We start from the raw sequence: 20,248 nt of genomic DNA, 5'->3' as shown, positions 1-20,248 counted from the left end.
ATGGCCTCGAATCACACGATAGATAAATATTCTTGAATTCTTTGTGACTTTTTTACAGGTGGCCGACGTATGGCAAATGCTACCGTGTCTCCCGTCAAACCCTTATAGCACCTGACTTCTGTCCGACAATTGCGTCTATTTGCCGCGTATTGGGCTCCGTTGACCGCCAGGTTGAATCGACCAACGGCCTCGGAATGACAAAAAAAGCTGTTATAAAGTTTCGCGCTAACCAACACGAGCCTTGCCTAATGCGTCCATTTTTCAAGACATGGCTAACCATTTGCCTTTTGATGCCACTGGCCGCCCACGCCACCAATCGTGAGCAACGTCTTCCTAACGTTAATGGTTACACCCCAAAATCCCATGTTTCTGCTCCTTCGAGCAAAAACAAACAAACTGCCAAGCAACCGACTTCGCTGAGCAAAGCCAACAGCAAGCTTGTCCCGCCGATGGCGACCAAGGAAAGCAGCAATGTGCTGAGCCGTGCCGTCAACGTCCTCGGTACACCTTACCGTTGGGGCGGCAGCAGCCCAAGTAAAGGGTTCGATTGCAGCGGCCTAGTGAAATACGCGTTCAACGACGCCACGTTTGACCTGCCGCGCACCTCGAACGCCATGGCCAGCGGTCATGGCGAGAAAGTCGAACGCGGCGACCTGAAGCCGGGCGACCTGATTTTCTTCAACATCAAGAGCCGCCGGGTCAATCACGTTGCCATCTACCTGGGCAACGACCGCTTCATCCACGCACCACGCCGTGGCAAGTCGGTGACCATCGACACTTTGAAGAAACCGTACTGGGAAAGCCACTACGTGGTTGCCAAGCGGGTTCTGCCTAAAGAGAAGAACACGCTGCAGGTTGTTCAGCGTTGATTTGAAAATCCCGGGCCTGACCCGGGATTTTGCTTTGAACCTGCCGCCCCCATCGCGAGCAGGCTCGCTCCCACATTGGAATGCATTCACCTGTGGGAGCGAGCCTGCTCGCGATGGCGTTTCCGGACTGGTCAAAAATTATCCGGCGACCGCGCCTTATCCCGCGCATGCTCGCGGCTGATCAAGCCCTTGGTCACCAGCTCCTTCAAGCACATATCCAGCGTCTGCATCCCCAGATTCCCGCCGGTCTGAATCGACGAGTACATCTGCGCCACCTTGTCCTCGCGGATCAGGTTACGAATCGCCGACGTTCCCAGCATGATTTCGTGCGCCGCGATCCGCCCGCCGCCGATCTTCTTCACCAGCGTCTGCGACACCACCGCCAGCAGCGACTCGGACAGCATCGAACGCACCATCGACTTCTCATCCCCCGGAAACACATCCACGATCCGGTCGATGGTTTTCGCCGCCGACGTGGTGTGCAACGTGCCGAACACCAGATGGCCGGTCTCGGCAGCCGTCAGCGCCAGGCGAATAGTCTCCAGATCACGCATCTCGCCCACCAGAATCACATCCGGGTCTTCCCGCAACGCCGAACGCAGGGCCGTGGCGAAGCTGCGGGTATCGCGATGGACTTCGCGCTGATTGATCAGGCATTTGCGTGATTCGTGGACGAATTCGATCGGGTCTTCAATGGTCAGGATGTGGTGATGACGATGGTTGTTCAGGTAGTCGATCATCGCCGCCAGGGTGGTGGACTTGCCGGAACCGGTCGGGCCGGTGACCAATACCAGGCCACGGGGGGAGTCGGTAATCTTGCGAAACACTTCCCCCATCCCGAGGTCTTCCATGCTCAGGACCTTCGACGGAATGGTCCGGAACACCGCGCCGGCGCCACGGCTCTGGTTGAACGCATTGACCCGGAAACGCGCAACGCCGGGCACCTCAAAGGAAAAGTCGGTTTCCAGGTGTTTCTCGAAATCCACCCGCTGGGTGTCGTTCATGATGTCGTAGACCAGCTCCTGAACTTCCTTGTGATCCAGGGCTGGCAGATTGATGCGCCGCACATCGCCGTCGACGCGAATCATCGGTGGCAGGCCTGCCGACAGGTGCAAGTCGGACGCTCCTTGTTTGGCGCTGAACGCCAGCAGCTCAGTGATATCCATAGCACTCCTCAATTCCAGTAGAATGCCGCCAACCTCAGACCCGCTGGCGCCTCTTGAATGTCCACGATAGCAGACAACATAGCCCTGGTTAGTTCACGCATCCGGGCTGCAGCCCTCGCCGCCCACCGTGACGAACACAGCGTTCAGCTCCTGGCCGTGAGCAAGACCAAGCCCGCCGAGGCCCTGCGCGAAGCACATGCCGCCGGCCTGCGCGACTTTGGCGAGAACTACCTGCAGGAAGCCCTGGGCAAACAGCTCGAATTGGCCGACCTGCCCTTGATCTGGCACTTCATCGGCCCCATTCAATCGAACAAGACTCGCGCTATCGCCGAGCACTTCGCTTGGGTGCATTCCGTGGATCGCTTGAAAATCGCACAACGCCTGTCCGAACAACGCCCTGCCGATCTGCCGCCACTGAACATCTGCATCCAGGTCAATGTCAGCGGTGAGGCCAGCAAATCCGGTTGCACCCCGGCCGACCTGCCGGCCCTGGCCAACGCCATCAGCGAACTGCCGCGCATCAAGCTGCGCGGGCTGATGGCGATTCCCGAACCGACGGAAGATCGCGCCGCCCAGGACGCCGCTTTTGCTGCCGTGCAAAGCCTGCAAGCCAGCCTGAACCTGCCGCTCGACACACTTTCCATGGGCATGAGCCACGACCTTGAGTCGGCCATCGCCCAAGGCGCCACTTGGGTCCGCATCGGTACGGCCCTGTTTGGCGCCCGCGACTACGGTCAGCCTTGAACCCATGGCCGACTCTTCTATTTATAAGGACCTGACATGAGCAAAACTCGTATTGCCTTTATCGGTGCCGGCAACATGGCCGCCAGCCTGATCGGCGGCCTGCGCGCCAAAGGTCTGGACGCCGCGCAGATCCGCGCCAGCGACCCGGGCGCAGAAACCCGCACCAAAGTGAACGCCGAACACGGCATCGAAGTATTCGCTGACAACGCCGAGGCCATTCAAGGCGCCGACGTGGTCGTTCTGGCGGTCAAACCGCAAGCGATGAAAGCCGTGTGCGAAGCGATTCGCCCGAGCTTGAAACCGGATCAACTGGTGGTATCCATCGCCGCCGGCATCACCTGCGCCAGCATGACCAACTGGCTCGGCGCGCAACCGATCGTGCGCTGCATGCCCAATACCCCGGCGCTGCTGCGTCAGGGCGTGAGCGGTTTGTTCGCCACCGCCGAAGTCACCGCAGAACAGCGCCAACAGGCGCAAGAACTGCTGTCGGCCGTGGGCATCGCCTTGTGGCTGGATGAAGAGCAGCAACTGGACGCCGTCACCGCCGTCTCCGGCTCGGGCCCGGCGTACTTCTTCCTGTTGATCGAAGCCATGACCGCCGCCGGCGTGAAGCTCGGCCTGCCGGCGGACATCGCTGCCCAACTGACCCTGCAAACTGCCTTGGGCGCCGCACACATGGCGGTTGCCAGCGATGTCGACGCGGCTGAACTGCGTCGCCGTGTGACATCGCCGGCGGGCACCACAGAAGCTGCAATCAAATCGTTCCAGGCTGGCGGCTTCGAAGCGCTGGTAGAAAAAGCACTCGGCGCCGCTGCGCACCGCTCGGCCGAGATGGCTGAGCAGCTCGGTCGCTAATCAGCCCTTACAAAGGAATAAATGATGCTAGGACTCAACGACGCTGCCATTTTCATCATCAAGACCCTGGGCAGCCTGTATCTGCTGATTGTGCTGTTGCGCTTCATCCTGCAACTGGTCCGGGCGAACTTCTACAACCCGCTCTGCCAGTTCATCGTCAAGGCCACCCAGCCGCTGCTCAAGCCGCTGCGCCGGGTCATCCCGAGCATGTTCGGGCTGGATATGTCGTCACTGGTGCTGGCGCTGATCGTGCAGATGCTGCTAATCGCGGTCATCGTGTCGCTCAAAGGCTTCATGGTCGATTGGGTGCTGCTGGTGCCGTGGGCGCTGATTGCGCTGTTCTCGCTGTTTTTGAACATTCTGTTCTACGCGATGATCATCAGCGTGATTCTGTCCTGGGTCGCGCCGGGTAGCCACAATCCGGGCGCCGAACTGGTCGCGCAGATTACTGAACCGGTACTGGCCCCGTTCCGCCGGATCATTCCGAACCTGGGCGGCCTCGATATCTCGCCGATCTTCGCGTTTATCGTGATCCAGTTGCTGCAAAGCTGGCTGATTCCGCGGCTGGCGTACTTTGCCCTGATGCCGCAGGGTTTGCTCGGGCTGATCTGATACCGCGTCATCGTTCTTCGCGGGCAAGCCTCGCTCCTACAGGTCATGCGCCATTTCAACATTGCCGCATGACCTGTAGGAGCGAGGCTTGCCCGCGAATGTAGCGCCTCGGTTCAACTGAATGAAATCAGGCCCGGCCTTTGCTTGCCGCTAACCCCACCGGTCTTTAGACTTACGCCTCATTTCAACGAGAGCAGGGTCGATGCCAACTGCCTTTCCCGCCGATTCTGTTGGTCTGGTGACGCCGCAAGTGGCGCACTTCAGTGAACCCCTGGCCCTGGCCTGTGGCCGTTCGCTCCCAGCGTATGACCTGATTTACGAAACCTACGGCACGCTGAACGCCACGGCGAGCAACGCCGTGCTGATCTGTCACGCCTTGTCCGGTCACCATCACGCCGCCGGCTTCCACAGCCCAGACGACCGCAAACCCGGTTGGTGGGACAGCTGCATCGGCCCCGGCAAGCCGATCGACACCAACAAGTTCTTCGTGGTCAGCCTGAACAACCTCGGCGGTTGCAACGGCTCCACGGGCCCGAGCAGTGTCAACCCGGAAACCGGCAAGCCGTTCGGCGCCGATTTCCCGGTGCTGACCGTGGAAGACTGGGTGCACAGCCAGGCGCGCCTGGCCGACCGGATCGGCATCAGCCAATGGGCCGCCGTGATTGGTGGCAGCCTCGGCGGCATGCAGGCGATGCAATGGAGCATCACCTACCCCGATCGCATTCGTCACTGCCTGGCCATTGCCTCGGCACCGAAGCTGTCGGCACAGAACATCGCCTTCAACGAAGTCGCACGCCAGGCAATCCTCACCGACCCCGAATTCCACGGCGGTTCGTTCCAGGAAGCGGGCGTGATCCCCAAGCGCGGCTTGATGCTGGCGCGGATGGTCGGGCACATCACTTATCTGTCCGATGACTCGATGGGCGAAAAATTCGGCCGCGGCCTGAAGAGCGAAAAGCTCAACTACGACTTCCACAGCGTCGAGTTCCAGGTTGAAAGCTACCTGCGTTATCAGGGCGAAGAGTTCTCCGGGCGTTTCGATGCCAACACCTACCTGCTGATGACCAAGGCGCTGGACTACTTCGACCCGGCAGCAAACTTCGACGATGACCTGGCGAAAACCTTCGCCGGCGCTTCGGCCAAGTTCTGCGTGATGTCCTTCACCACCGACTGGCGTTTCTCCCCGGCCCGCTCGCGGGAACTGGTGGACGCGCTGATGGCGGCCAAGAAAGACGTCTGCTACCTCGAGATCGACGCTCCGCAAGGCCACGACGCCTTCCTGATTCCGATCCCGCGCTATCTGCAGGCATTCGGCAATTACATGAACCGCATTACGTTGTGAGAAAGCCATGAGAGCTGATCTGGAAATCATCCAGGAATGGATCCCCGCCGGCAGCCGCGTGCTTGACCTCGGTTGCGGTGACGGCGAGCTGCTGACGTGGCTGCGCGACAACAAACAAGTCACCGGCTACGGCCTGGAAAACGACGCGGACAACATCGCCGAGTGCGTGGCCAAGGGCATCAACGTGATCGAGCAGGACCTGGACAAGGGCCTGGGCAACTTTGCCAGCAACAGTTTCGACGTCGTGGTCATGACCCAGGCGCTGCAAGCCGTGCACTACCCGGACAAGATTCTCGACGAAATGCTGCGGGTCGGTCGCCAATGCATCATCACCTTCCCCAACTTCGGTCACTGGCGCTGCCGCTGGTATCTGGCGAGCAAGGGCCGGATGCCGGTGTCCGAGTTTCTGCCGTACACCTGGTACAACACGCCGAACATCCACTTTTGCACTTTCGAAGACTTTGAAGCACTTTGCCGCGAACGTGAAGCCAAGGTCATTGATCGGCTTGCCGTGGATCAACAGCATCGGCACGGGTGGGCCAGTAAGCTATGGCCTAATCTGTTAGGTGAGATCGGTATTTACCGCGTCAGCAGTCCAGGACTGCAGGATCACAAGGTCGCGGTCTGAACCACCCTATTTCAAGGAGAACGATCATGGGTCGTCTAGCGTTATTTCTACTCACTGCCTGCCTGAGCGTTACCGCCATGGCCGCCGACGTCATCAAGGGCGAGCGCAAGGAAACCTTCGGTGACGTGACGGTGCATTACAACACCTTCAACTCCACGTTCCTGACACCGGACATTGCCAAGTCCGCCGAACTGGTCCGCAGCAAGAACCAGGGCGTGATCAACGTCTCAGTGATCAAGGATGGCAAACCGCTGATCTCTGAGGTCAGCGGCACGGTCAAAGACCTCACCAGCCAAAGTGTGCCGTTGAAATTCAAGCAGATCACCGAACAAGGCGCGATCTACTACATTGCGCAATACCCTGTGGAGCAACAGGAAGTCCGCACCTTCGATATCAAAGTGCAGACCGGCGACAAAACCAACACCATCAGTTTCCAACAAGAGCTTTTCCCCGGCCAATGATGAATTTCACGCAACTCGTACTGGCCAGCCACAACGCCGGCAAACTCAAGGAACTCCAGGCCATGCTCGGCGACTCGGTGCATCTGCGCTCGATCGGCGAGTTCAGCAGCGTCGAGCCTGAAGAAACCGGTCTGTCGTTCGTCGAGAACGCCATTCTCAAGGCCCGCAATGCCGCGCGCATTTCCGGCCTGCCGGCGTTGGCCGACGACTCCGGGTTGGCGGTGGATTTCCTTGGCGGCGCACCGGGTATCTACTCGGCTCGTTACGCTGACGGCAAAGGCGATGCGGCGAACAACGCCAAACTGCTCGACGCCTTGAAAGACGTGCCGCAAGCCGAGCGCGGCGCGCAGTTCGTCTGCGTGCTGGCGCTGGTGCGCCACGCTGATGATCCGCTGCCGATCCTCTGCGAAGGGCTGTGGCATGGGCGCATCCTGACCCAAGCCAGTGGCGAGCACGGTTTCGGTTACGATCCGCTGTTCTGGGTGCCCGAGCGCGATTGCTCCAGCGCCGAGCTGAGCCCGAGCGACAAGAACCTCATCAGCCACCGCGCCCGTGCAATGGATCTGCTGCGCCAGCGTCTGGGCTTGAAATGACCCGTGAATCATCCGCGCCACCGCTGATCTACGGCGGTGACGCACAATCGCCTCGGGCTGCGCTCCCCGTGCTGCCGCCCCTGGCGCTGTACATCCACATCCCGTGGTGTGTGCGCAAATGCCCTTATTGCGACTTCAACTCCCACACCGCAAACCCGGTGCTGCCGGAAGAAGAGTACGTCGACGCCTTGCTGGCGGACCTCGATCAGGATTTGCACGCGGTCTACGGCCGCGAGTTGAGCTCGATCTTCTTTGGTGGTGGCACGCCGAGCCTGTTCAGCGCCGAAGCCTTGGGCCGTTTGCTCAAAGGCGTCGAGCAACGGATTCCGTTTGCCAGCGACATTGAAATCACCCTGGAGGCCAATCCGGGCACGTTCGAGCAAGAGAAGTTCGTCGCCTACCGCGCGCTGGGCATCAATCGGCTCTCGATCGGCATCCAGAGCTTTCAGGAAGAGAAACTCAAGGCACTGGGGCGGATTCACAACGGCGATGAAGCGGTGCGAGCCGCCGGCATGGCGCGCCAGGCCGGGTTCGATAACTTCAACCTGGACTTGATGCACGGTTTGCCCGATCAGTCGCTGGACGACGCCTTGAGCGATCTGCGCCAGGCCATCGCCCTGAAGCCGACCCACTTGTCCTGGTATCAGCTGACGCTGGAGCCGAACACGGTGTTCTGGAACCAGCCGCCTGTGCTGCCGGAAGACGACACGCTGTGGGACATTCAAGAGGCCGGCCAGGCGCTGCTCGCCGAGCACGGTTACGCACAATACGAAGTCTCGGCGTATGCCCTGCCCGGTCGTCCAGCGCGGCATAACCTCAATTACTGGAGCTTCGGCGACTTCATCGGCATCGGTGCCGGCGCCCACGGCAAGCTCAGTCATCCGGACGGGCGCATCGTGCGCACCTGGAAGACGCGCCTGCCGAAGGATTACCTGAACCCGGCGAAAAGCTTCAAGGCTGGCGAGAAAGCGCTGACCAACGATGAACTGCCGTTCGATTTCCTGATGAACGCTTTGCGCCTGACTGATGGGGTCGAATCGCGGCTGTATCCAGAGCGCACCGGGCTGAGCCTGGAAAGCCTCGCCGAAGGCCGCCGCGAAGCCGAACAAAGCGGCCTGTTGCAGGTCGAACCGTCACGCCTGGCGGCCACCGAGCGCGGGCAATTGTTCCTCAATGACTTGCTGCAAACATTTCTGAGCTGATTTCAGCCGTAAGGGAAAACGAATGGATTTGATACTCGACCTGCTCGCCACCGTCTCCCGCTGGAGCCGCAGCAACCTGTCGGAAATCTCTCTGGCGCTGGTGGGCTGTTTGCTGGTGCTGTTCGGCGCGGACATCAAAGCCTGGATCGATCAACGCCTGGGCAGCATCGCCGGCGCTTTGCGCGTCCCGCTGCTCGCGCTGGTGTGCATGATCGGCAGCGGTGCCGCGCTGATCTACGCCACACCGTGGATCGTTCGTGGTTTGAGCCAGTTCAACAACTACAGCCTGGCGCCGGTATTGTTGGTGGTGTTGGTGCTGATTGGCGTCGTCGCCGACCGCCGCTGATTTCCGAACACAAAAAAACCTGTAGGAGCGAGGCTTGCCCGCGAAGGGGCCGTGTCAGTCAATGGTGATGGTGACTGACACGGCCCCTTCGCGGGCAAGCCTCGCTCCTACAGGTTTCAGATAGTTCAGGACTGCTTTTCGAACTTCAGGTCCCACACGCCATGCCCAAGTCGTTCGCCACGGCGTTCGAACTTGGTGATCGGACGCTCGGCCGGGCGTGGCACGCACTTGCCGTCTTCGGCCAGGTTGCGGTAACCCGGCGCAACGTTCATCACTTCCAGCATGTATTCAGCGTACGGTTCCCAGTCGGTGGCCATGTGCAGAATACCGCCGACCTTCAACTTGCTGCGCACCAGTTCAGCGAACGACGCCTGAACGATACGGCGCTTGTGGTGGCGGCTCTTGTGCCATGGGTCCGGGAAAAACAGCATCAGGCGATCGAGGCTGTTGTCGGCCACGCAACGGTTGAGCACTTCGATCGCGTCGCAATCGTAGACCCGCAGGTTGGTCAGGCCCTGAGTCAGCACGCCATTGAGCAGCGCACCCACACCCGGACGGTGCACTTCCACGCCAATGAAATCCTGTTCCGGCGAAGCGGCGGCCATTTCCAGCAGCGAATGGCCCATGCCGAAACCGATTTCCAGCGAACGCGGTGCCGAACGACCGAATACCTGGTCGAAGTCCACCGGCGCGTCGGCCAATGGCAGCACGAACAGCGGCGTGCCCTGTTCCAGACCTTTTTGCTGGCCTTCGGTCATGCGCCCGGCGCGCATCACGAAACTCTTGATGCGGCGGTGTTGGCGCTCGTCGCCTTCTTCCGTCTGGATTGGCGTGTCGTTTGATTCAGTCATCAATGGCTCTTACTTGATCAGACCATCCAGCGGCGAAGAGGCGCTGGCATAGAGTTTTTTCGGCATGCGGCCGGCGAGGTAGGCCAGGCGGCCTGCAACGATGGCGTGTTTCATGGCTTCAGCCATCATGATCGGCTGCTGGGCATGGGCGATGGCCGAGTTCATCAGCACCGCCTCGCAACCCAGCTCCATGGCGATGGTGGCGTCGGAAGCGGTACCGACACCGGCATCCACCAGCACGGGAATCTTGGCCTCTTCGAGGATGATCTGCAGGTTGTACGGGTTGCAGATCCCCAGGCCCGTGCCGATCAGACCGGCCAGCGGCATGACCGCAATGCAGCCGATTTCCGCCAGTTGACGGGCGATGATCGGGTCATCGCTGGTGTAGACCATCACGTCGAAGCCTTCCTTGACCAGCACTTCGGCGGCCTTGAGGGTTTCGATCACGTTGGGGAACAGGGTTTTCTGGTCCGCCAGCACTTCCAGCTTCACCAGATTGTGACCACCGAGCAGCTCACGGGCCAGGCGGCAAGTGCGCACAGCCTCGGTAGCGTCGAAGCAACCGGCGGTGTTAGGCAGGAAGGTGTAGCGATCCGGCGACAGGACTTCGAGCAGGTTCGGTTCGCCCGGGGTCTGGCCGAGGTTGGTGCGGCGCACGGCGAAGGTGACGATCTCGGCACCCGAGGCCTCGATGGCCAGTCGGGTTTCTTCCATGTCACGGTACTTGCCGGTGCCTACCAGCAAACGCGACTGGTAAGTACGACCGGCCAGGACGAAGGGCTTGTCGCTACGAACGATGCTCATGGGAAATCCTCTGTAGGGGTGAGGTTCTTGCAGAATTCTGTGCCCTTGCGGGCCGGGCGACTAGCCGCCGCCGATGGCGTGTACCACTTCGACTGAATCGCCGTCGTTCAATGTGGTGTCCGCATGCTGGCTGCGCGGGACGATATCCAGATTGAGTTCGACCGCTACCCGGCGTCCGGTCAGTTCCAGACGGGTCAGCAGGGCCGCAACGGTTTCACCGTCGGGCAGTTCAAGGGATTCGCCGTTCAACTGAATGCGCATGCCGGATGCCGCCATCATTTTTAGGGGCTGGCATTCTAGCCCGATCAGTCTTGGCGACCCAAGCCATTCGTCATGAAATGGACCACCCGGTCAGCTCAACCGCCAGGCGGCAAGGCCCAGACAGAGCCAACCGATCAGGAATGCCAGGCCGCCGAAGGGCGTGATGATTCCGAGCTTGCTGATACCGGTCAGGGTCAACAGGTACAAACTGCCGGAAAACAGCAGGATGCCAATGGCGAAAGAGGCGCCGGCCCACGTGATCAAACGACCCTGAATCTGCGTGGCAAGCAGTGCGACACCCAGCAATGCCAAGGTGTGCACCAATTGGTAGGTGACGCCAGTGTGGAAAATCGTCAGGTATTCAGGCGTCAGGCGGCTTTTCAAGCCGTGGGCGGCGAATGCGCCAAGGGCAACGCCGGTGAAGCCGAAGAAAGCGGCCAGCATCAGAAAGCCACGCAGCATGAAGAACTCCAGTCAGACTCGATCAACAGGGTCTGTATAATGGCCCGCTCAATGGGTTCGGCCAAGCCATCTCTATGCTGCGTTTATTTTTACGACGATTTACAAAGGCCGTGCTCTGGTTCGCGGGCGGCAGCGTATTGCTGGTGCTGATTTTCCGCGTGGTGCCGCCACCGGGCACGACGCTGATGGTCGAGCGCAAGATCGAATCCTGGTTCGACGGCGAGCCCATCGACCTGCAACGCACCTGGAAACCCTGGGATGAAATCTCCGACGACCTTAAAGTCGCGGTGATTGCCGGTGAGGATCAGAAATTCCCGGAGCACTGGGGTTTTGACCTCGGCGCGATCCGCGCAGCCCTGGCGCACAACGAGCTGGGGGGTTCGGTTCGCGGCGCCAGCACCTTGAGCCAGCAAGTGTCGAAAAACCTGTTTTTATGGTCCGGCCGTAGCTGGCTGCGCAAAGGTCTGGAAGCCTGGTTTACCGGGCTGATCGAAGTGTTCTGGCCCAAGCAGCGGATTCTTGAGGTGTACCTGAACAGCGTCGAGTGGGATGACGGGGTGTTTGGCGCGGAAGCGGCGGCTCGCCATCACTTTGGTGTAAGCGCCAAGTCGCTGTCCCGGCAGCAGGCCAGTTATCTGGCGGCTGTATTGCCTAACCCACGGGTGTGGAGCGCGAGTCACCCGACGAATTACGTCGCACGTCGCGCCGGGTGGATTCGGCAGCAGATGAGCCAGCTGGGTGGCGACAGCTATCTGCTGGGGCTCAACGATTCACGCCGGGCGCCTTGGGCCCAGTGATTGACGCTATCCCTGTAGGAGCGAGGCTTGCCCGCGAAGGCGGTGTGTCAGTCGATGATGATAGTGACTGGTACGGCCCCTTCGCGGGCAAGCCTCGCTCCTACAGGGGGTTATGCGTACTCGATACAAACAAAAACGCCCCGATCAATGATCGGGGCGTTTTTTATTGCCTTCACGCAGCTTAGGCGGCGATCGACAGCTTGAGCTTGTTCATCGCGCTCTTCTCGAGCTGACGAATACGCTCGGCCGACACGTTGTACTTCTGCGCCAGATCGTGCAGCGTGGCTTTCTCTTCAGCCAACCAGCGCTGATAAAGGATGTCACGGCTGCGGTCGTCCAGCACTTCCAGCGCTTCGTGCAGGTTGTGATTGGAGTTGTCGCTCCAGTCGGCGTCTTCCAGTTGACGGGCCGGGTCGTACCGGTGGTCTTCCAGATAGTTGGCCGGCGACTGGAAAGCGCTGTCGTCGTCCGCTTCTGCGGCCGGGTCGAAGGCCATGTCATGGCCGGTCAGTCGACTTTCCATCTCGCGCACTTCCCGCGGCTCTACGCCGAGGCTTTCCGCCACACGATGGACTTCCTCGTTGTTCAGCCACGCCAGACGTTTCTTCTGGCTGCGCAGGTTGAAGAACAGCTTGCGCTGGGCCTTGGTGGTCGCGACTTTCACAATGCGCCAGTTGCGCAGGATGAACTCGTGAATTTCCGCCTTGATCCAGTGCACAGCGAACGAAACCAGACGCACACCCATTTCCGGGTTGAAGCGCTTCACGGCCTTCATCAGACCGACGTTACCTTCCTGGATCAGGTCAGCCTGAGCCAGACCGTAGCCGGAATAGCTACGGGCGATATGTACGACAAAACGCAGGTGGGCGAGCACCATCTGCCGAGCCGCCCCCAAATCCTGCTCATAGTAGAGACTCTCGGCCAGTTCACGCTCCTGCTCCGGCGTCAGCAATGGAATGCTGTTCACGGTGTGCACGTAGGCCTCCAGGTTCGCACCCGGGACCAGAGCATATGCAGGTTGCAAAGAATTGGTCATACGAAAAAACCTCCGTCTTACAAACTCGTGCAGTTCAGCACTGCGAAAATTGACCGGAAACCAAAAGACAAGTTCCCATAAACGCTGAAAGGTCAATACGAGCAAAATGATACTACTTAGGCGCAAGCTCCCTCAGGTGGCGTGCGACTGCAATCCATGCACCGATATACCCTAACAGCACCGCGCCAAGCAAGAGAGACAGACCGTCGGCAACTGGCACTCCGGCCAGCGCAAAATTACTGCCATACAAACCGGCCAGTCCAACCACTGCCTCGTTCAGCCAGTTCAGGCCAAACGCCAATACGCCCCAGGAAAGTATCCCCGCACCGAAGCCATACAACGCGCCCATATATAGAAAGGGCCTGCGCACATAGCTGTCAGTGCCGCCGACGAGTTTAATCACTTCTATCTCTGTGCGGCGGTTTTCAATATGAAGACGAATGGTATTGCCTATCACCAAAAGTAATGCAGAAATCAGAAGCACGGTCAGACCGAAGACAAAACGGTCACCCAGCTTGAGGATGGCTGCCAGACGCTCGACCCAGACTAGATCAAGTTGCGCCTGTTGTACCTTCGGCAGCTCGGAAAGTTTTTGTCGTAATGCTTCAAGCGCGGGCTTGTCGACTTCGTTCGGGGTCACCAGCACCACGCCTGGCAGCGGGTTTTCCGGCAGTTCCTTCAACGCTTCGCCCAGGCCGGACTGCTGCTGAAACTCTTCCAGCGCCTGATCACGACCGACATATTCGGCATCAGCTACGCCCCGAATGCCTTTGATCTGATCGCGCAATGATTCGCCTTCAGCCGGGCTGACCTCAAGTTGCAGGTACAGGGAAATCTGTGCCGCGCGCTGCCAGGAACCGCCGAGACGTTCGACGTTACTTAGCAAAAGTGACAGGCCCATCGGCAAACTCAGGGCAACCGCCATCACCATGCAGGTGAAGAAACTGCCGATGGGATGCTTGCCCAGGCGCCGCAGACTGTCCAGCAGACTGGCGCGATGGCTTTCTATCCAGGCGCGGAACAGCGTGGCGAAGTCCGGACCGTCGTCATCGTCGTGTTTTTTCTTCTGCGGTTGCGGATCGGCGGCTTTCGGCGCCACGCGTTCGGAAACTTTAGGGCTGCGTGTCGCACTCATTCCCCAGCCTCCCCGTCACCGATCAGTCGGCCGCGTTGCAGAGTCAGCATGCGGTGACGCATGCGGGCGATCAGGGCCAGGTCGTGACTGGCGATCAGCACGCTGGTGCCCAGACGGTTGATGTCTTCGAACACGCCCATGATCTCGGCCGCCAGGCGCGGGTCGAGGTTACCGGTCGGTTCATCCGCCAGCAGCAAGGCCGGGCGGTGAACGATGGCGCGGGCGATACCGACGCGCTGTTGCTGGCCGGTGGACAGGTCGCCGGGGTACAGATCGGTTTTGTCCGACAGCGCCACGCGCTCCAGTGCCGAATCCACACGCTTGGCGATTTCGGCCTTGGACAAACCAAGAATCTGCAACGGCAGGGCCACGTTGTTGAACACCGTGCGATCGAACAGCAACTGGTGATTCTGGAACACCACGCCGATCTGCCGACGCAGGTAAGGAATCTGCGCGTTGCTGATGGTGCCGAGGTCCTGACCGGCCAGCAGCAATTTGCCGGTGGTCGGACGCTCCATTGCCAGCAGCAGGCGCAACAAGGTGCTTTTACCGGCGCCGGAATGGCCGGTTACAAACAAGAATTCGCCCCGACGGACTCGAAAGCTCAGCTCATGCAAGCCGACGTGACCGTTCGGGTAGCGTTTACCGACCTGTTCGAAACGAATCATGAACGCTCCCGCTCGGCAAACAGTGCCTGGACAAAGGGTTCTGCTTCAAAGGTACGCAAGTCATCGATGCCTTCACCGACGCCGATGTAGCGAATCGGCAAGCCAAACTGCTTGGCCAGGGCGAAAATCACCCCGCCCTTGGCGGTTCCATCGAGTTTGGTCAGGGCCAGGCCGGTCAGTTCGACGGTCTGGTTGAATTGCTTGGCCTGGTTGATGGCGTTCTGCCCGGTGCCGGCATCGAGCACCAGCAGCACTTCGTGCGGCGCGTCGGCGTCGAGCTTGCCGATGACCCGGCGAACCTTTTTCAACTCTTCCATCAAATTGTCTTTGGTGTGCAGGCGACCGGCGGTGTCGGCGATCAACACGTCAATGCCGCGGGCCTTGGCGGCCTGCACGGCGTCGAAGATCACCGAAGCCGAGTCGGCGCCGGTGTGCTGGGCGATCACTGGAATCTTGTTGCGCTCGCCCCAGACCTGCAATTGCTCGACTGCGGCGGCGCGGAAGGTGTCGCCCGCTGCGAGCATGACTTTCTTGCCTTCGAGTTGCAGCTTTTTCGCCAGCTTGCCGATGGTGGTGGTCTTGCCGGCGCCATTGACGCCAACGACCAGGATCACGAACGGCTTGTTCTGCGAGGTGATTTTCAGTGGTTGCTCGACCGGCTTGAGCATCGCCGCCAGTTCAGCCTGCAAGGACTTGTACAACGCGTCGGCATCGGCCAGCTCTTTGCGGGCAACCTTTTGGGTCAGGCGCTGGATGATCACCGAAGTCGCTTCAACGCCCACGTCTGCGGTCAGCAGACGGGTTTCGATGTCTTCGAGCAGCTCGTCATCGATGATTTTCTTGCCAAGGAACAGGCTCGCCATGCCTTCGCCGATGCTGGCGCTGGTCTTTGACAGGCCTTGCTTGAGGCGGGCGAAGAAACCGGCTTTGGTTTCTTCGGTACGCACAGGCTCGGCGGGTGTTTCGACCGGCACGACGGGCGCGGCGGCAACGGGAGCAACGACCGGCGCAGGCACTGGTGCTTGAACAACTGGAGCAGCCGGCGCAACAAAGGCTGGAATCACAGGCTCAGGAACAACAGGCGCAGGCTCGGCCACAACAACTGGCTCAATCACTGGCACCTGAACGGGCGCAGGAGAAAACGCACTCGGCGCAGGAATCGGCGGCGTAATGTGCGGCGCCAGTTCGTCTTCGACCAACGATACCGGCTCTTCCGCTACCGGCAAGGTCAGCCATGGCTCGGCGGCAGGCGTCAGCGGCTGTTCAGCCACGACGTCAGGCGCGGCCTCAACCAGCGTTTGCAGCACCGGCTCGGAGATCGGCAGGACAACCGGCGCTGGCGCTTCATCTATTACCGGCGCAGGTACTGGCTCAGGAATGGGCTGTGGCTGTTCGACGACGGTTTCCTGCGGCTTTTTGCGCAGCCATCCGAACAGGCTTTTCTTCTCGCCAGCCGCAGCTGGGGCTTTCTTGTCGTCGTTGGAACCAAACATGGAGGACGGCTATCTCACGGTAGCGACGCGCCAAAGGGCGCCTCGGCAAATAAATATTCGATGCAGAACAGACTGCGATTGACCCAGCTTGTTCACGCGCAACATTTTGTAGAGGTGCAAGTGGCACCTCACGGAAACGATTTCACGAAGGACTAACGCGGCAAAATCGGCGAAAAAGCAGAGTTTAGTTGATAAATTCCAACCTTCTGCCGCAAACCCATACAACCTGATCAAACGCAAAGGTCTGATAGGCGTGGCCGCCAGTAAAACGGATCAGTATCCTAGCACCCTCTCGCCCGCCGACGCTAAGACCAAGCGGGCAGCTCAACAGGTTTAAAAACGAATGAATGCTCTAGCCCGCCGCGCTGCAGGCCTGCTGCTCAGCACAGTTTGTCTGCCACTTTCAGTCTTTGCTGCCGATCCGCAACCCACCCACGAATTCACCCTCGACAATGGCCTGAAGGTCATCGTGCGCGAAGACCATCGCGCGCCAGTGGTGGTTTCCCAGGTCTGGTACAAGGTCGGCTCCAGCTACGAGACGCCGGGGCAGACCGGTTTGTCCCACGCCCTGGAACACATGATGTTCAAGGGCAGCGAAAAAGTCGGTCCTGGCGAAGCCTCGCTGATCCTGCGGGACCTCGGTGCCGAAGAGAACGCGTTCACCAGCGACGACTTCACCGCTTATTACCAGGTGCTGGCTCGCGACCGCCTGGGCGTGGCCTTCGAACTCGAAGCCGACCGCATGGCCAGCCTGCGCCTGCCGGCCGACGAGTTCGCCCGCGAGATCGAAGTCATTAAAGAAGAACGTCGCCTGCGCACCGACGACAAGCCGATGTCCAAGGCCTACGAACGCTTCAAGGCCATGGCCTACCCGGCCAGCGGTTACCACACGCCGACCATCGGCTGGATGGCTGACCTGGACCGCATGAAAGTCGAGGAGCTGCGCCACTGGTACCAATCCTGGTACGTGCCGAACAACGCCACGCTGGTGGTGGTCGGCGACGTGACGCCGGACGAAGTGAAAACCCTGGCCCAGCGCTACTTCGGCCCGATCGCCAAACGCGACGTGCCACCGGCGAAAAAACCGGTCGAACTGGCCGAGCCCGGCGAACGGCAGATTACGCTGCACGTGCAGACCCAACTGCCGAGCCTGATGCTGGGCTTCAACGTGCCAAGCATCGCCACTGCCGAAGACAAGCGTTCGGTCAACGCCTTGCGCCTGATCTCGGCCCTGCTCGACGGCGGCTACAGCGGACGCATCCCGACACAACTGGAGCGCGGCGAAGAGCTGGTGTCCGGCGGTTCGTCGAGCTACGACGCCTACACTCGCGGCGACAGCCTGTTCACCCTGTCCGCATCGCCGAACACCCAGAAAAACAAAACCATGGCCCAGGCCGAAGCCGGCTTGTGGAAGCTGCTCGAACAGCTGAAAACCACCGCGCCGTCCGCCGAAGAGCTGGAGCGCGTGCGGGCTCAAGTGATTGCCGGACTGGTTTACGAGCGCGATTCGATCACCAGCCAGGCCACCGCTATCGGCCAACTGGAAACCGTCGGCCTGTCCTGGAAGCTGATGGATACCGAACTGGCCGAACTGGAAAGCGTCACGCCAGAAGACATCCAGAAAGCCGCCAAGCTGTATTTCACCCGCGAACGTCTCAGCGTCGCCCATGTCCTGCCACTGGAGACGACTCATGAGTGAGCATAAAAAACCACGTCTGGCCCTGATCGGCCTGGTCGCTGTCGCATTGATTGGCTCCGCTGCCTTCTATTTCCTGAAGACCGACCACTCCAGCGCCAGCGAAGCCCTCGACAAGGCCAAGTCCAGCCAGAAACTGCAATCGCTGGCCGAACTCGACGGCAAGGCACCGAGCCGCCGCTCGCTCAACGTGCAAACCTGGAACACCACCGAAGGCGCCAAGGTGCTGTTCGTCGAAGCCCGCGAGTTGCCGATGTTCGACATGCGCCTGATCTTCGCCGCCGGCAGCAGCCAGGACGGCGATGCGCCGGGCCTGGCCGTGCTGACCAATGCGATGCTCAACGAAGGTGTGGCCGGCAAAGATGTCGGCGCTATCGCCCAGGGCTTCGAAGGCCTGGGCGCCGACTTTGGCAACGGTGCGTTCAAGGACATGGCACTGGCGTCGCTGCGCAGCCTCAGTGCCGCCGACAAACGCGAGCCTGCGTTGAAGCTGTTCTCCGAAGTTGTCGGCAAACCGACCTTCCCCGCCGATTCGTTTGCGCGCATCAAGAACCAGATGCTCGCCGGCTTCGAATACCAGAAACAGAACCCCGGCAAACTGGCCAGTATCGAGCTGATGAACCGCTTGTACGGCGATCACCCGTACGCGCATTCCAGCGATGGCACGGCGAAAACCGTACCAGCCATCACTCTGGCTCAGTTGAAGACGTTCCATGAAAAAGCCTACGCCGCCGGCAACGTGGTGATAGCACTGGTGGGGGACCTGTCCCGCGCCGAAGCCGAGGCGATTGCTGCGCAAGTCTCCAGTGCGCTGCCAAAAGGCCCGGCGCTGGCGAAGCTGCCGCAACCTGAAGAACCGAAAGCCAGCATCGGCCACATCGAGTTTCCGTCCAAGCAGACCAACCTGATGCTCGCGCAACTGGGCATCGACCGTGACGATCCGGATTACGCCGCACTGTCCATGGGCAACCAGATCCTCGGCGGCGGTGGCTTCGGCACCCGCTTGATGAGTGAAGTGCGCGAGAAGCGCGGCCTGACGTACGGCGTGTATTCGGGCTTCACCCCGATGCAGGCGCGCGGCCCGTTCATGATCAACCTGCAAACGCGCGCCGAGATGAGCGAAGGCACGCTGAAACTGGTGCAGGACGTGCTCGCCGACTACCTTAAAACCGGCCCGACCGAAAAAGAACTCGACGACGCCAAGCGTGAACTGGCCGGCAGCTTCCCGCTGTCCACCGCCAGCAACGCCGACATCGTCGGCCAACTCGGCGCGATGGGTTTCTACAATCTGCCGTTGAGCTATCTGGAGGACTTCATGCAGCAGTCCCAGAGCCTGACAGTCGAACAAGTCAAAGCCGCACTGAACAAACACTTGAGCACGGACAAAATGGTCATCGTCAGCGCTGGCCCGACCGTGCCGCAAAAGCCGTTACCGGCCCCTACTGATAAACCTGCCGAGCAGCCGCTCGGGGTTCCGGAGCATTAATGGCCACTTCCCGTCCAAAAAAACCTGTTCATAACGTGCACAACGGCGTGAACCAACTGCGCATCATCGGCGGCGAATGGCGCAGCCGAAAGTTGAGCTTCCCTGACGCGCCGGGCCTGCGCCCGACCCCGGACCGGGTGCGTGAAACCCTGTTCAACTGGCTCGCGCCTTACGTGGCCGGGGCCAAGGTGCTCGACCCGTTCGCCGGCAGCGGCGCGCTGTTTCTCGAAGCCTTGTCCCGTGGCGCGGCCATGGGCCAGGCGCTGGATGCGAGCAATATCGCGGTGTCCAGCCTGAAGGAACATCTGGGCACGCTGCGTTGCACCACCGGCCAGGTTCAGACTGCCGACGCCTTGCGCTATCTGGAAACCCAGCCAGCAGTGGCTTACGACCTGGTGTTCCTCGACCCGCCGTTCAACCAGAACCTGTTGCCGACCGTATGCACCCTGCTCGAAGAGCGCCAATGGCTGGCGGACGACGCGTGGGTGTACACCGAAAGCGAAACCGCCCCCTCGACGCTTGGCCTGCCGGCCAACTGGCGCCTGCACCGTGAGCAGAAATCCGGGCGCGTCTACTATTCGTTGTGGCAACGAAGCATAGAAACACCTTCTTAAAAATCACCGGGATGGGCAAGTTGCCCATCCTGTTACCCACTCCGCTTGTTTTTCAAACGGCAACACATTCCATGTAGCAGGGTTCTACTGCGTTAACCCATTGTGAACGTGCGAAATAACTCGCATG

Annotated in this window: 23 protein-coding genes; 14 read left to right on the top strand and 9 right to left on the bottom strand. The window is 60.3% G+C overall.

What is annotated here, in order from left to right; translation table 11 throughout:
* The first annotated feature begins 248 nt into the window (after positions 1–248).
* Entirely contained in the window at positions 249–869 is a 621-nt protein-coding gene (locus tag KGB25_RS00985; protein ID WP_008036675.1) for a C40 family peptidase, read from the top strand.
* A gap of 131 nt (positions 870–1,000) precedes the next feature.
* Here the strand turns inward: KGB25_RS00985 and KGB25_RS00980 are convergent, their stop codons facing one another.
* A complete protein-coding gene (locus KGB25_RS00980; protein ID WP_008036678.1) occupies positions 1,001–2,035 on the bottom strand; it encodes a type IV pilus twitching motility protein PilT in 1,035 nt (344 codons plus the stop codon).
* A gap of 57 nt (positions 2,036–2,092) precedes the next feature.
* Here KGB25_RS00980 and KGB25_RS00975 point away from each other — a divergent pair, with 57 nt between their 5' ends.
* The 9 genes from KGB25_RS00975 to KGB25_RS00935 all read left to right on the top strand — a co-directional run bounded on the left by KGB25_RS00975 (position 2,093) and on the right by KGB25_RS00935 (position 8,818).
* Entirely contained in the window at positions 2,093–2,779 is a 687-nt protein-coding gene (locus KGB25_RS00975) for a YggS family pyridoxal phosphate-dependent enzyme (RefSeq protein WP_008026178.1), read from the top strand.
* A gap of 36 nt (positions 2,780–2,815) precedes the next feature.
* The gene (gene proC, locus KGB25_RS00970) at positions 2,816–3,634 is read left to right on the top strand and encodes a pyrroline-5-carboxylate reductase (protein WP_223434051.1); all 819 of its coding nucleotides are present in this window, start codon (positions 2,816–2,818) and stop codon (positions 3,632–3,634) included.
* Between the two features lie 24 nt (positions 3,635–3,658).
* Entirely contained in the window at positions 3,659–4,246 is a 588-nt protein-coding gene (locus tag KGB25_RS00965) for a YggT family protein (RefSeq protein WP_008026173.1), read from the top strand.
* 202 nt (positions 4,247–4,448) lie between these two features.
* Complete coding sequence (gene metX, locus KGB25_RS00960) at positions 4,449–5,588, top strand: homoserine O-succinyltransferase MetX (RefSeq protein WP_008036684.1); 1,140 nt, start codon at positions 4,449–4,451, stop codon at positions 5,586–5,588.
* A gap of 7 nt (positions 5,589–5,595) precedes the next feature.
* The gene (metW, locus tag KGB25_RS00955; RefSeq protein ID WP_008036692.1) at positions 5,596–6,216 is read left to right on the top strand and encodes a methionine biosynthesis protein MetW; all 621 of its coding nucleotides are present in this window, start codon (positions 5,596–5,598) and stop codon (positions 6,214–6,216) included.
* Positions 6,217–6,242: 26 nt separating this feature from the next.
* A complete protein-coding gene (locus KGB25_RS00950; RefSeq protein WP_223434050.1) occupies positions 6,243–6,677 on the top strand; it encodes a DUF4426 domain-containing protein in 435 nt (144 codons plus the stop codon).
* Positions 6,674–7,270: an RdgB/HAM1 family non-canonical purine NTP pyrophosphatase gene (gene rdgB / locus KGB25_RS00945; protein ID WP_008036695.1), complete on the top strand. Its 597-nt coding sequence runs from the start codon at positions 6,674–6,676 to the stop codon at positions 7,268–7,270. The genes KGB25_RS00950 and rdgB overlap by 4 nt, the downstream gene beginning before the upstream one ends.
* Entirely contained in the window at positions 7,267–8,472 is a 1,206-nt protein-coding gene (hemW, locus tag KGB25_RS00940) for a radical SAM family heme chaperone HemW (RefSeq protein WP_223434049.1), read from the top strand. Before rdgB ends, hemW begins: the two co-directional genes overlap by 4 nt.
* 22 nt (positions 8,473–8,494) lie before the next feature.
* Positions 8,495–8,818, top strand: a complete 324-nt coding sequence (locus KGB25_RS00935; RefSeq protein ID WP_008026163.1) for a DUF3392 domain-containing protein — start codon at positions 8,495–8,497, stop codon at positions 8,816–8,818.
* A 125-nt stretch (positions 8,819–8,943) separates the two neighbouring features.
* Here KGB25_RS00935 and trmB read toward each other — a convergent pair whose 3' ends face one another.
* The 4 genes from trmB to KGB25_RS00915 all read right to left on the bottom strand — a co-directional run bounded on the left by trmB (position 8,944) and on the right by KGB25_RS00915 (position 11,196).
* Entirely contained in the window at positions 8,944–9,669 is a 726-nt protein-coding gene (gene trmB / locus KGB25_RS00930) for a tRNA (guanosine(46)-N7)-methyltransferase TrmB (protein ID WP_008026161.1), read from the bottom strand.
* 9 nt (positions 9,670–9,678) lie between these two features.
* A complete protein-coding gene (locus KGB25_RS00925; protein WP_008036703.1) occupies positions 9,679–10,473 on the bottom strand; it encodes a thiazole synthase in 795 nt (264 codons plus the stop codon).
* 60 nt (positions 10,474–10,533) lie between these two features.
* Entirely contained in the window at positions 10,534–10,734 is a 201-nt protein-coding gene (gene thiS, locus KGB25_RS00920) for a sulfur carrier protein ThiS (protein ID WP_008026157.1), read from the bottom strand.
* A 90-nt stretch (positions 10,735–10,824) separates the two neighbouring features.
* Positions 10,825–11,196 (bottom strand): DUF423 domain-containing protein, encoded by a 372-nt coding sequence (locus KGB25_RS00915; protein WP_223434048.1) that lies wholly within the window; start codon positions 11,194–11,196, stop codon positions 10,825–10,827.
* A gap of 74 nt (positions 11,197–11,270) precedes the next feature.
* Here KGB25_RS00915 and mtgA point away from each other — a divergent pair, with 74 nt between their 5' ends.
* The gene (mtgA, locus tag KGB25_RS00910; protein ID WP_008026152.1) at positions 11,271–11,993 is read left to right on the top strand and encodes a monofunctional biosynthetic peptidoglycan transglycosylase; all 723 of its coding nucleotides are present in this window, start codon (positions 11,271–11,273) and stop codon (positions 11,991–11,993) included.
* A gap of 181 nt (positions 11,994–12,174) precedes the next feature.
* On the opposite strand, the gene rpoH is transcribed toward mtgA, so the two are convergent.
* From rpoH to ftsY, 4 genes are all read right to left on the bottom strand, one after another.
* Positions 12,175–13,029 (bottom strand): RNA polymerase sigma factor RpoH, encoded by an 855-nt coding sequence (gene rpoH / locus KGB25_RS00905; protein ID WP_007897890.1) that lies wholly within the window; start codon positions 13,027–13,029, stop codon positions 12,175–12,177.
* Positions 13,030–13,141: 112 nt separating this feature from the next.
* Positions 13,142–14,164, bottom strand: a complete 1,023-nt coding sequence (gene ftsX / locus KGB25_RS00900) for a permease-like cell division protein FtsX (protein WP_008026150.1) — start codon at positions 14,162–14,164, stop codon at positions 13,142–13,144.
* Positions 14,161–14,832 carry a cell division ATP-binding protein FtsE gene (gene ftsE / locus KGB25_RS00895; protein WP_008026149.1) on the bottom strand — a complete coding sequence of 224 codons (672 nt, stop codon included), beginning with the start codon at positions 14,830–14,832 and terminating at the stop codon, positions 14,161–14,163. The genes ftsX and ftsE overlap by 4 nt, the downstream gene beginning before the upstream one ends.
* A complete protein-coding gene (ftsY, locus tag KGB25_RS00890) occupies positions 14,829–16,325 on the bottom strand; it encodes a signal recognition particle-docking protein FtsY (RefSeq protein ID WP_223434047.1) in 1,497 nt (498 codons plus the stop codon). Before ftsY ends, ftsE begins: the two co-directional genes overlap by 4 nt.
* A 343-nt stretch (positions 16,326–16,668) precedes the next feature.
* Between ftsY and KGB25_RS00885 the strand changes: the two genes are divergently transcribed.
* From KGB25_RS00885 to rsmD, 3 genes are read left to right on the top strand one after another with little or no spacing between them, the layout of a single operon-like run.
* A complete protein-coding gene (locus KGB25_RS00885; protein ID WP_008040793.1) occupies positions 16,669–18,024 on the top strand; it encodes a M16 family metallopeptidase in 1,356 nt (451 codons plus the stop codon).
* Positions 18,017–19,507 carry a M16 family metallopeptidase gene (locus KGB25_RS00880; RefSeq protein ID WP_223434046.1) on the top strand — a complete coding sequence of 497 codons (1,491 nt, stop codon included), beginning with the start codon at positions 18,017–18,019 and terminating at the stop codon, positions 19,505–19,507. Before KGB25_RS00885 ends, KGB25_RS00880 begins: the two co-directional genes overlap by 8 nt.
* Positions 19,507–20,121 (top strand): 16S rRNA (guanine(966)-N(2))-methyltransferase RsmD, encoded by a 615-nt coding sequence (rsmD, locus tag KGB25_RS00875; protein ID WP_008040791.1) that lies wholly within the window; start codon positions 19,507–19,509, stop codon positions 20,119–20,121. The genes KGB25_RS00880 and rsmD overlap by 1 nt, the downstream gene beginning before the upstream one ends.
* Positions 20,122–20,248 lie beyond the last annotated feature (127 nt).

It is taken from the genome of Pseudomonas sp. BF-RE-21 (genome assembly GCF_019947305.1).
Lineage (GTDB): Bacteria > Pseudomonadota > Gammaproteobacteria > Pseudomonadales > Pseudomonadaceae > Aquipseudomonas > Aquipseudomonas migulae.
This window is presented reverse-complemented; position numbering and strand designations above follow the sequence as displayed.

Bases quoted from the DNA above. Each gene is read 5' to 3' on its own strand.
- KGB25_RS00985 (WP_008036675.1), top strand. From the start codon at position 249: ATGCGTCCATTTTTCAAGACATGGCTAACCATTTGCCTTTTGATGCCA.
- KGB25_RS00980 (WP_008036678.1), bottom strand. From the start codon at position 2,035: ATGGATATCACTGAGCTGCTGGCGTTCAGCGCCAAACAAGGAGCGTCC.
- KGB25_RS00975 (WP_008026178.1), top strand. From the start codon at position 2,093: ATGTCCACGATAGCAGACAACATAGCCCTGGTTAGTTCACGCATCCGG.
- proC (WP_223434051.1), top strand. From the start codon at position 2,816: ATGAGCAAAACTCGTATTGCCTTTATCGGTGCCGGCAACATGGCCGCC.
- KGB25_RS00965 (WP_008026173.1), top strand. From the start codon at position 3,659: ATGCTAGGACTCAACGACGCTGCCATTTTCATCATCAAGACCCTGGGC.
- metX (WP_008036684.1), top strand. From the start codon at position 4,449: ATGCCAACTGCCTTTCCCGCCGATTCTGTTGGTCTGGTGACGCCGCAA.
- metW (WP_008036692.1), top strand. From the start codon at position 5,596: ATGAGAGCTGATCTGGAAATCATCCAGGAATGGATCCCCGCCGGCAGC.
- KGB25_RS00950 (WP_223434050.1), top strand. From the start codon at position 6,243: ATGGGTCGTCTAGCGTTATTTCTACTCACTGCCTGCCTGAGCGTTACC.
- rdgB (WP_008036695.1), top strand. From the start codon at position 6,674: ATGATGAATTTCACGCAACTCGTACTGGCCAGCCACAACGCCGGCAAA.
- hemW (WP_223434049.1), top strand. From the start codon at position 7,267: ATGACCCGTGAATCATCCGCGCCACCGCTGATCTACGGCGGTGACGCA.
- KGB25_RS00935 (WP_008026163.1), top strand. From the start codon at position 8,495: ATGGATTTGATACTCGACCTGCTCGCCACCGTCTCCCGCTGGAGCCGC.
- trmB (WP_008026161.1), bottom strand. From the start codon at position 9,669: ATGACTGAATCAAACGACACGCCAATCCAGACGGAAGAAGGCGACGAG.
- KGB25_RS00925 (WP_008036703.1), bottom strand. From the start codon at position 10,473: ATGAGCATCGTTCGTAGCGACAAGCCCTTCGTCCTGGCCGGTCGTACT.
- thiS (WP_008026157.1), bottom strand. From the start codon at position 10,734: ATGCGCATTCAGTTGAACGGCGAATCCCTTGAACTGCCCGACGGTGAA.
- KGB25_RS00915 (WP_223434048.1), bottom strand. From the start codon at position 11,196: ATGCTGCGTGGCTTTCTGATGCTGGCCGCTTTCTTCGGCTTCACCGGC.
- mtgA (WP_008026152.1), top strand. From the start codon at position 11,271: ATGCTGCGTTTATTTTTACGACGATTTACAAAGGCCGTGCTCTGGTTC.
- rpoH (WP_007897890.1), bottom strand. From the start codon at position 13,029: ATGACCAATTCTTTGCAACCTGCATATGCTCTGGTCCCGGGTGCGAAC.
- ftsX (WP_008026150.1), bottom strand. From the start codon at position 14,164: ATGAGTGCGACACGCAGCCCTAAAGTTTCCGAACGCGTGGCGCCGAAA.
- ftsE (WP_008026149.1), bottom strand. From the start codon at position 14,832: ATGATTCGTTTCGAACAGGTCGGTAAACGCTACCCGAACGGTCACGTC.
- ftsY (WP_223434047.1), bottom strand. From the start codon at position 16,325: ATGTTTGGTTCCAACGACGACAAGAAAGCCCCAGCTGCGGCTGGCGAG.
- KGB25_RS00885 (WP_008040793.1), top strand. From the start codon at position 16,669: ATGAATGCTCTAGCCCGCCGCGCTGCAGGCCTGCTGCTCAGCACAGTT.
- KGB25_RS00880 (WP_223434046.1), top strand. From the start codon at position 18,017: ATGAGTGAGCATAAAAAACCACGTCTGGCCCTGATCGGCCTGGTCGCT.
- rsmD (WP_008040791.1), top strand. From the start codon at position 19,507: ATGGCCACTTCCCGTCCAAAAAAACCTGTTCATAACGTGCACAACGGC.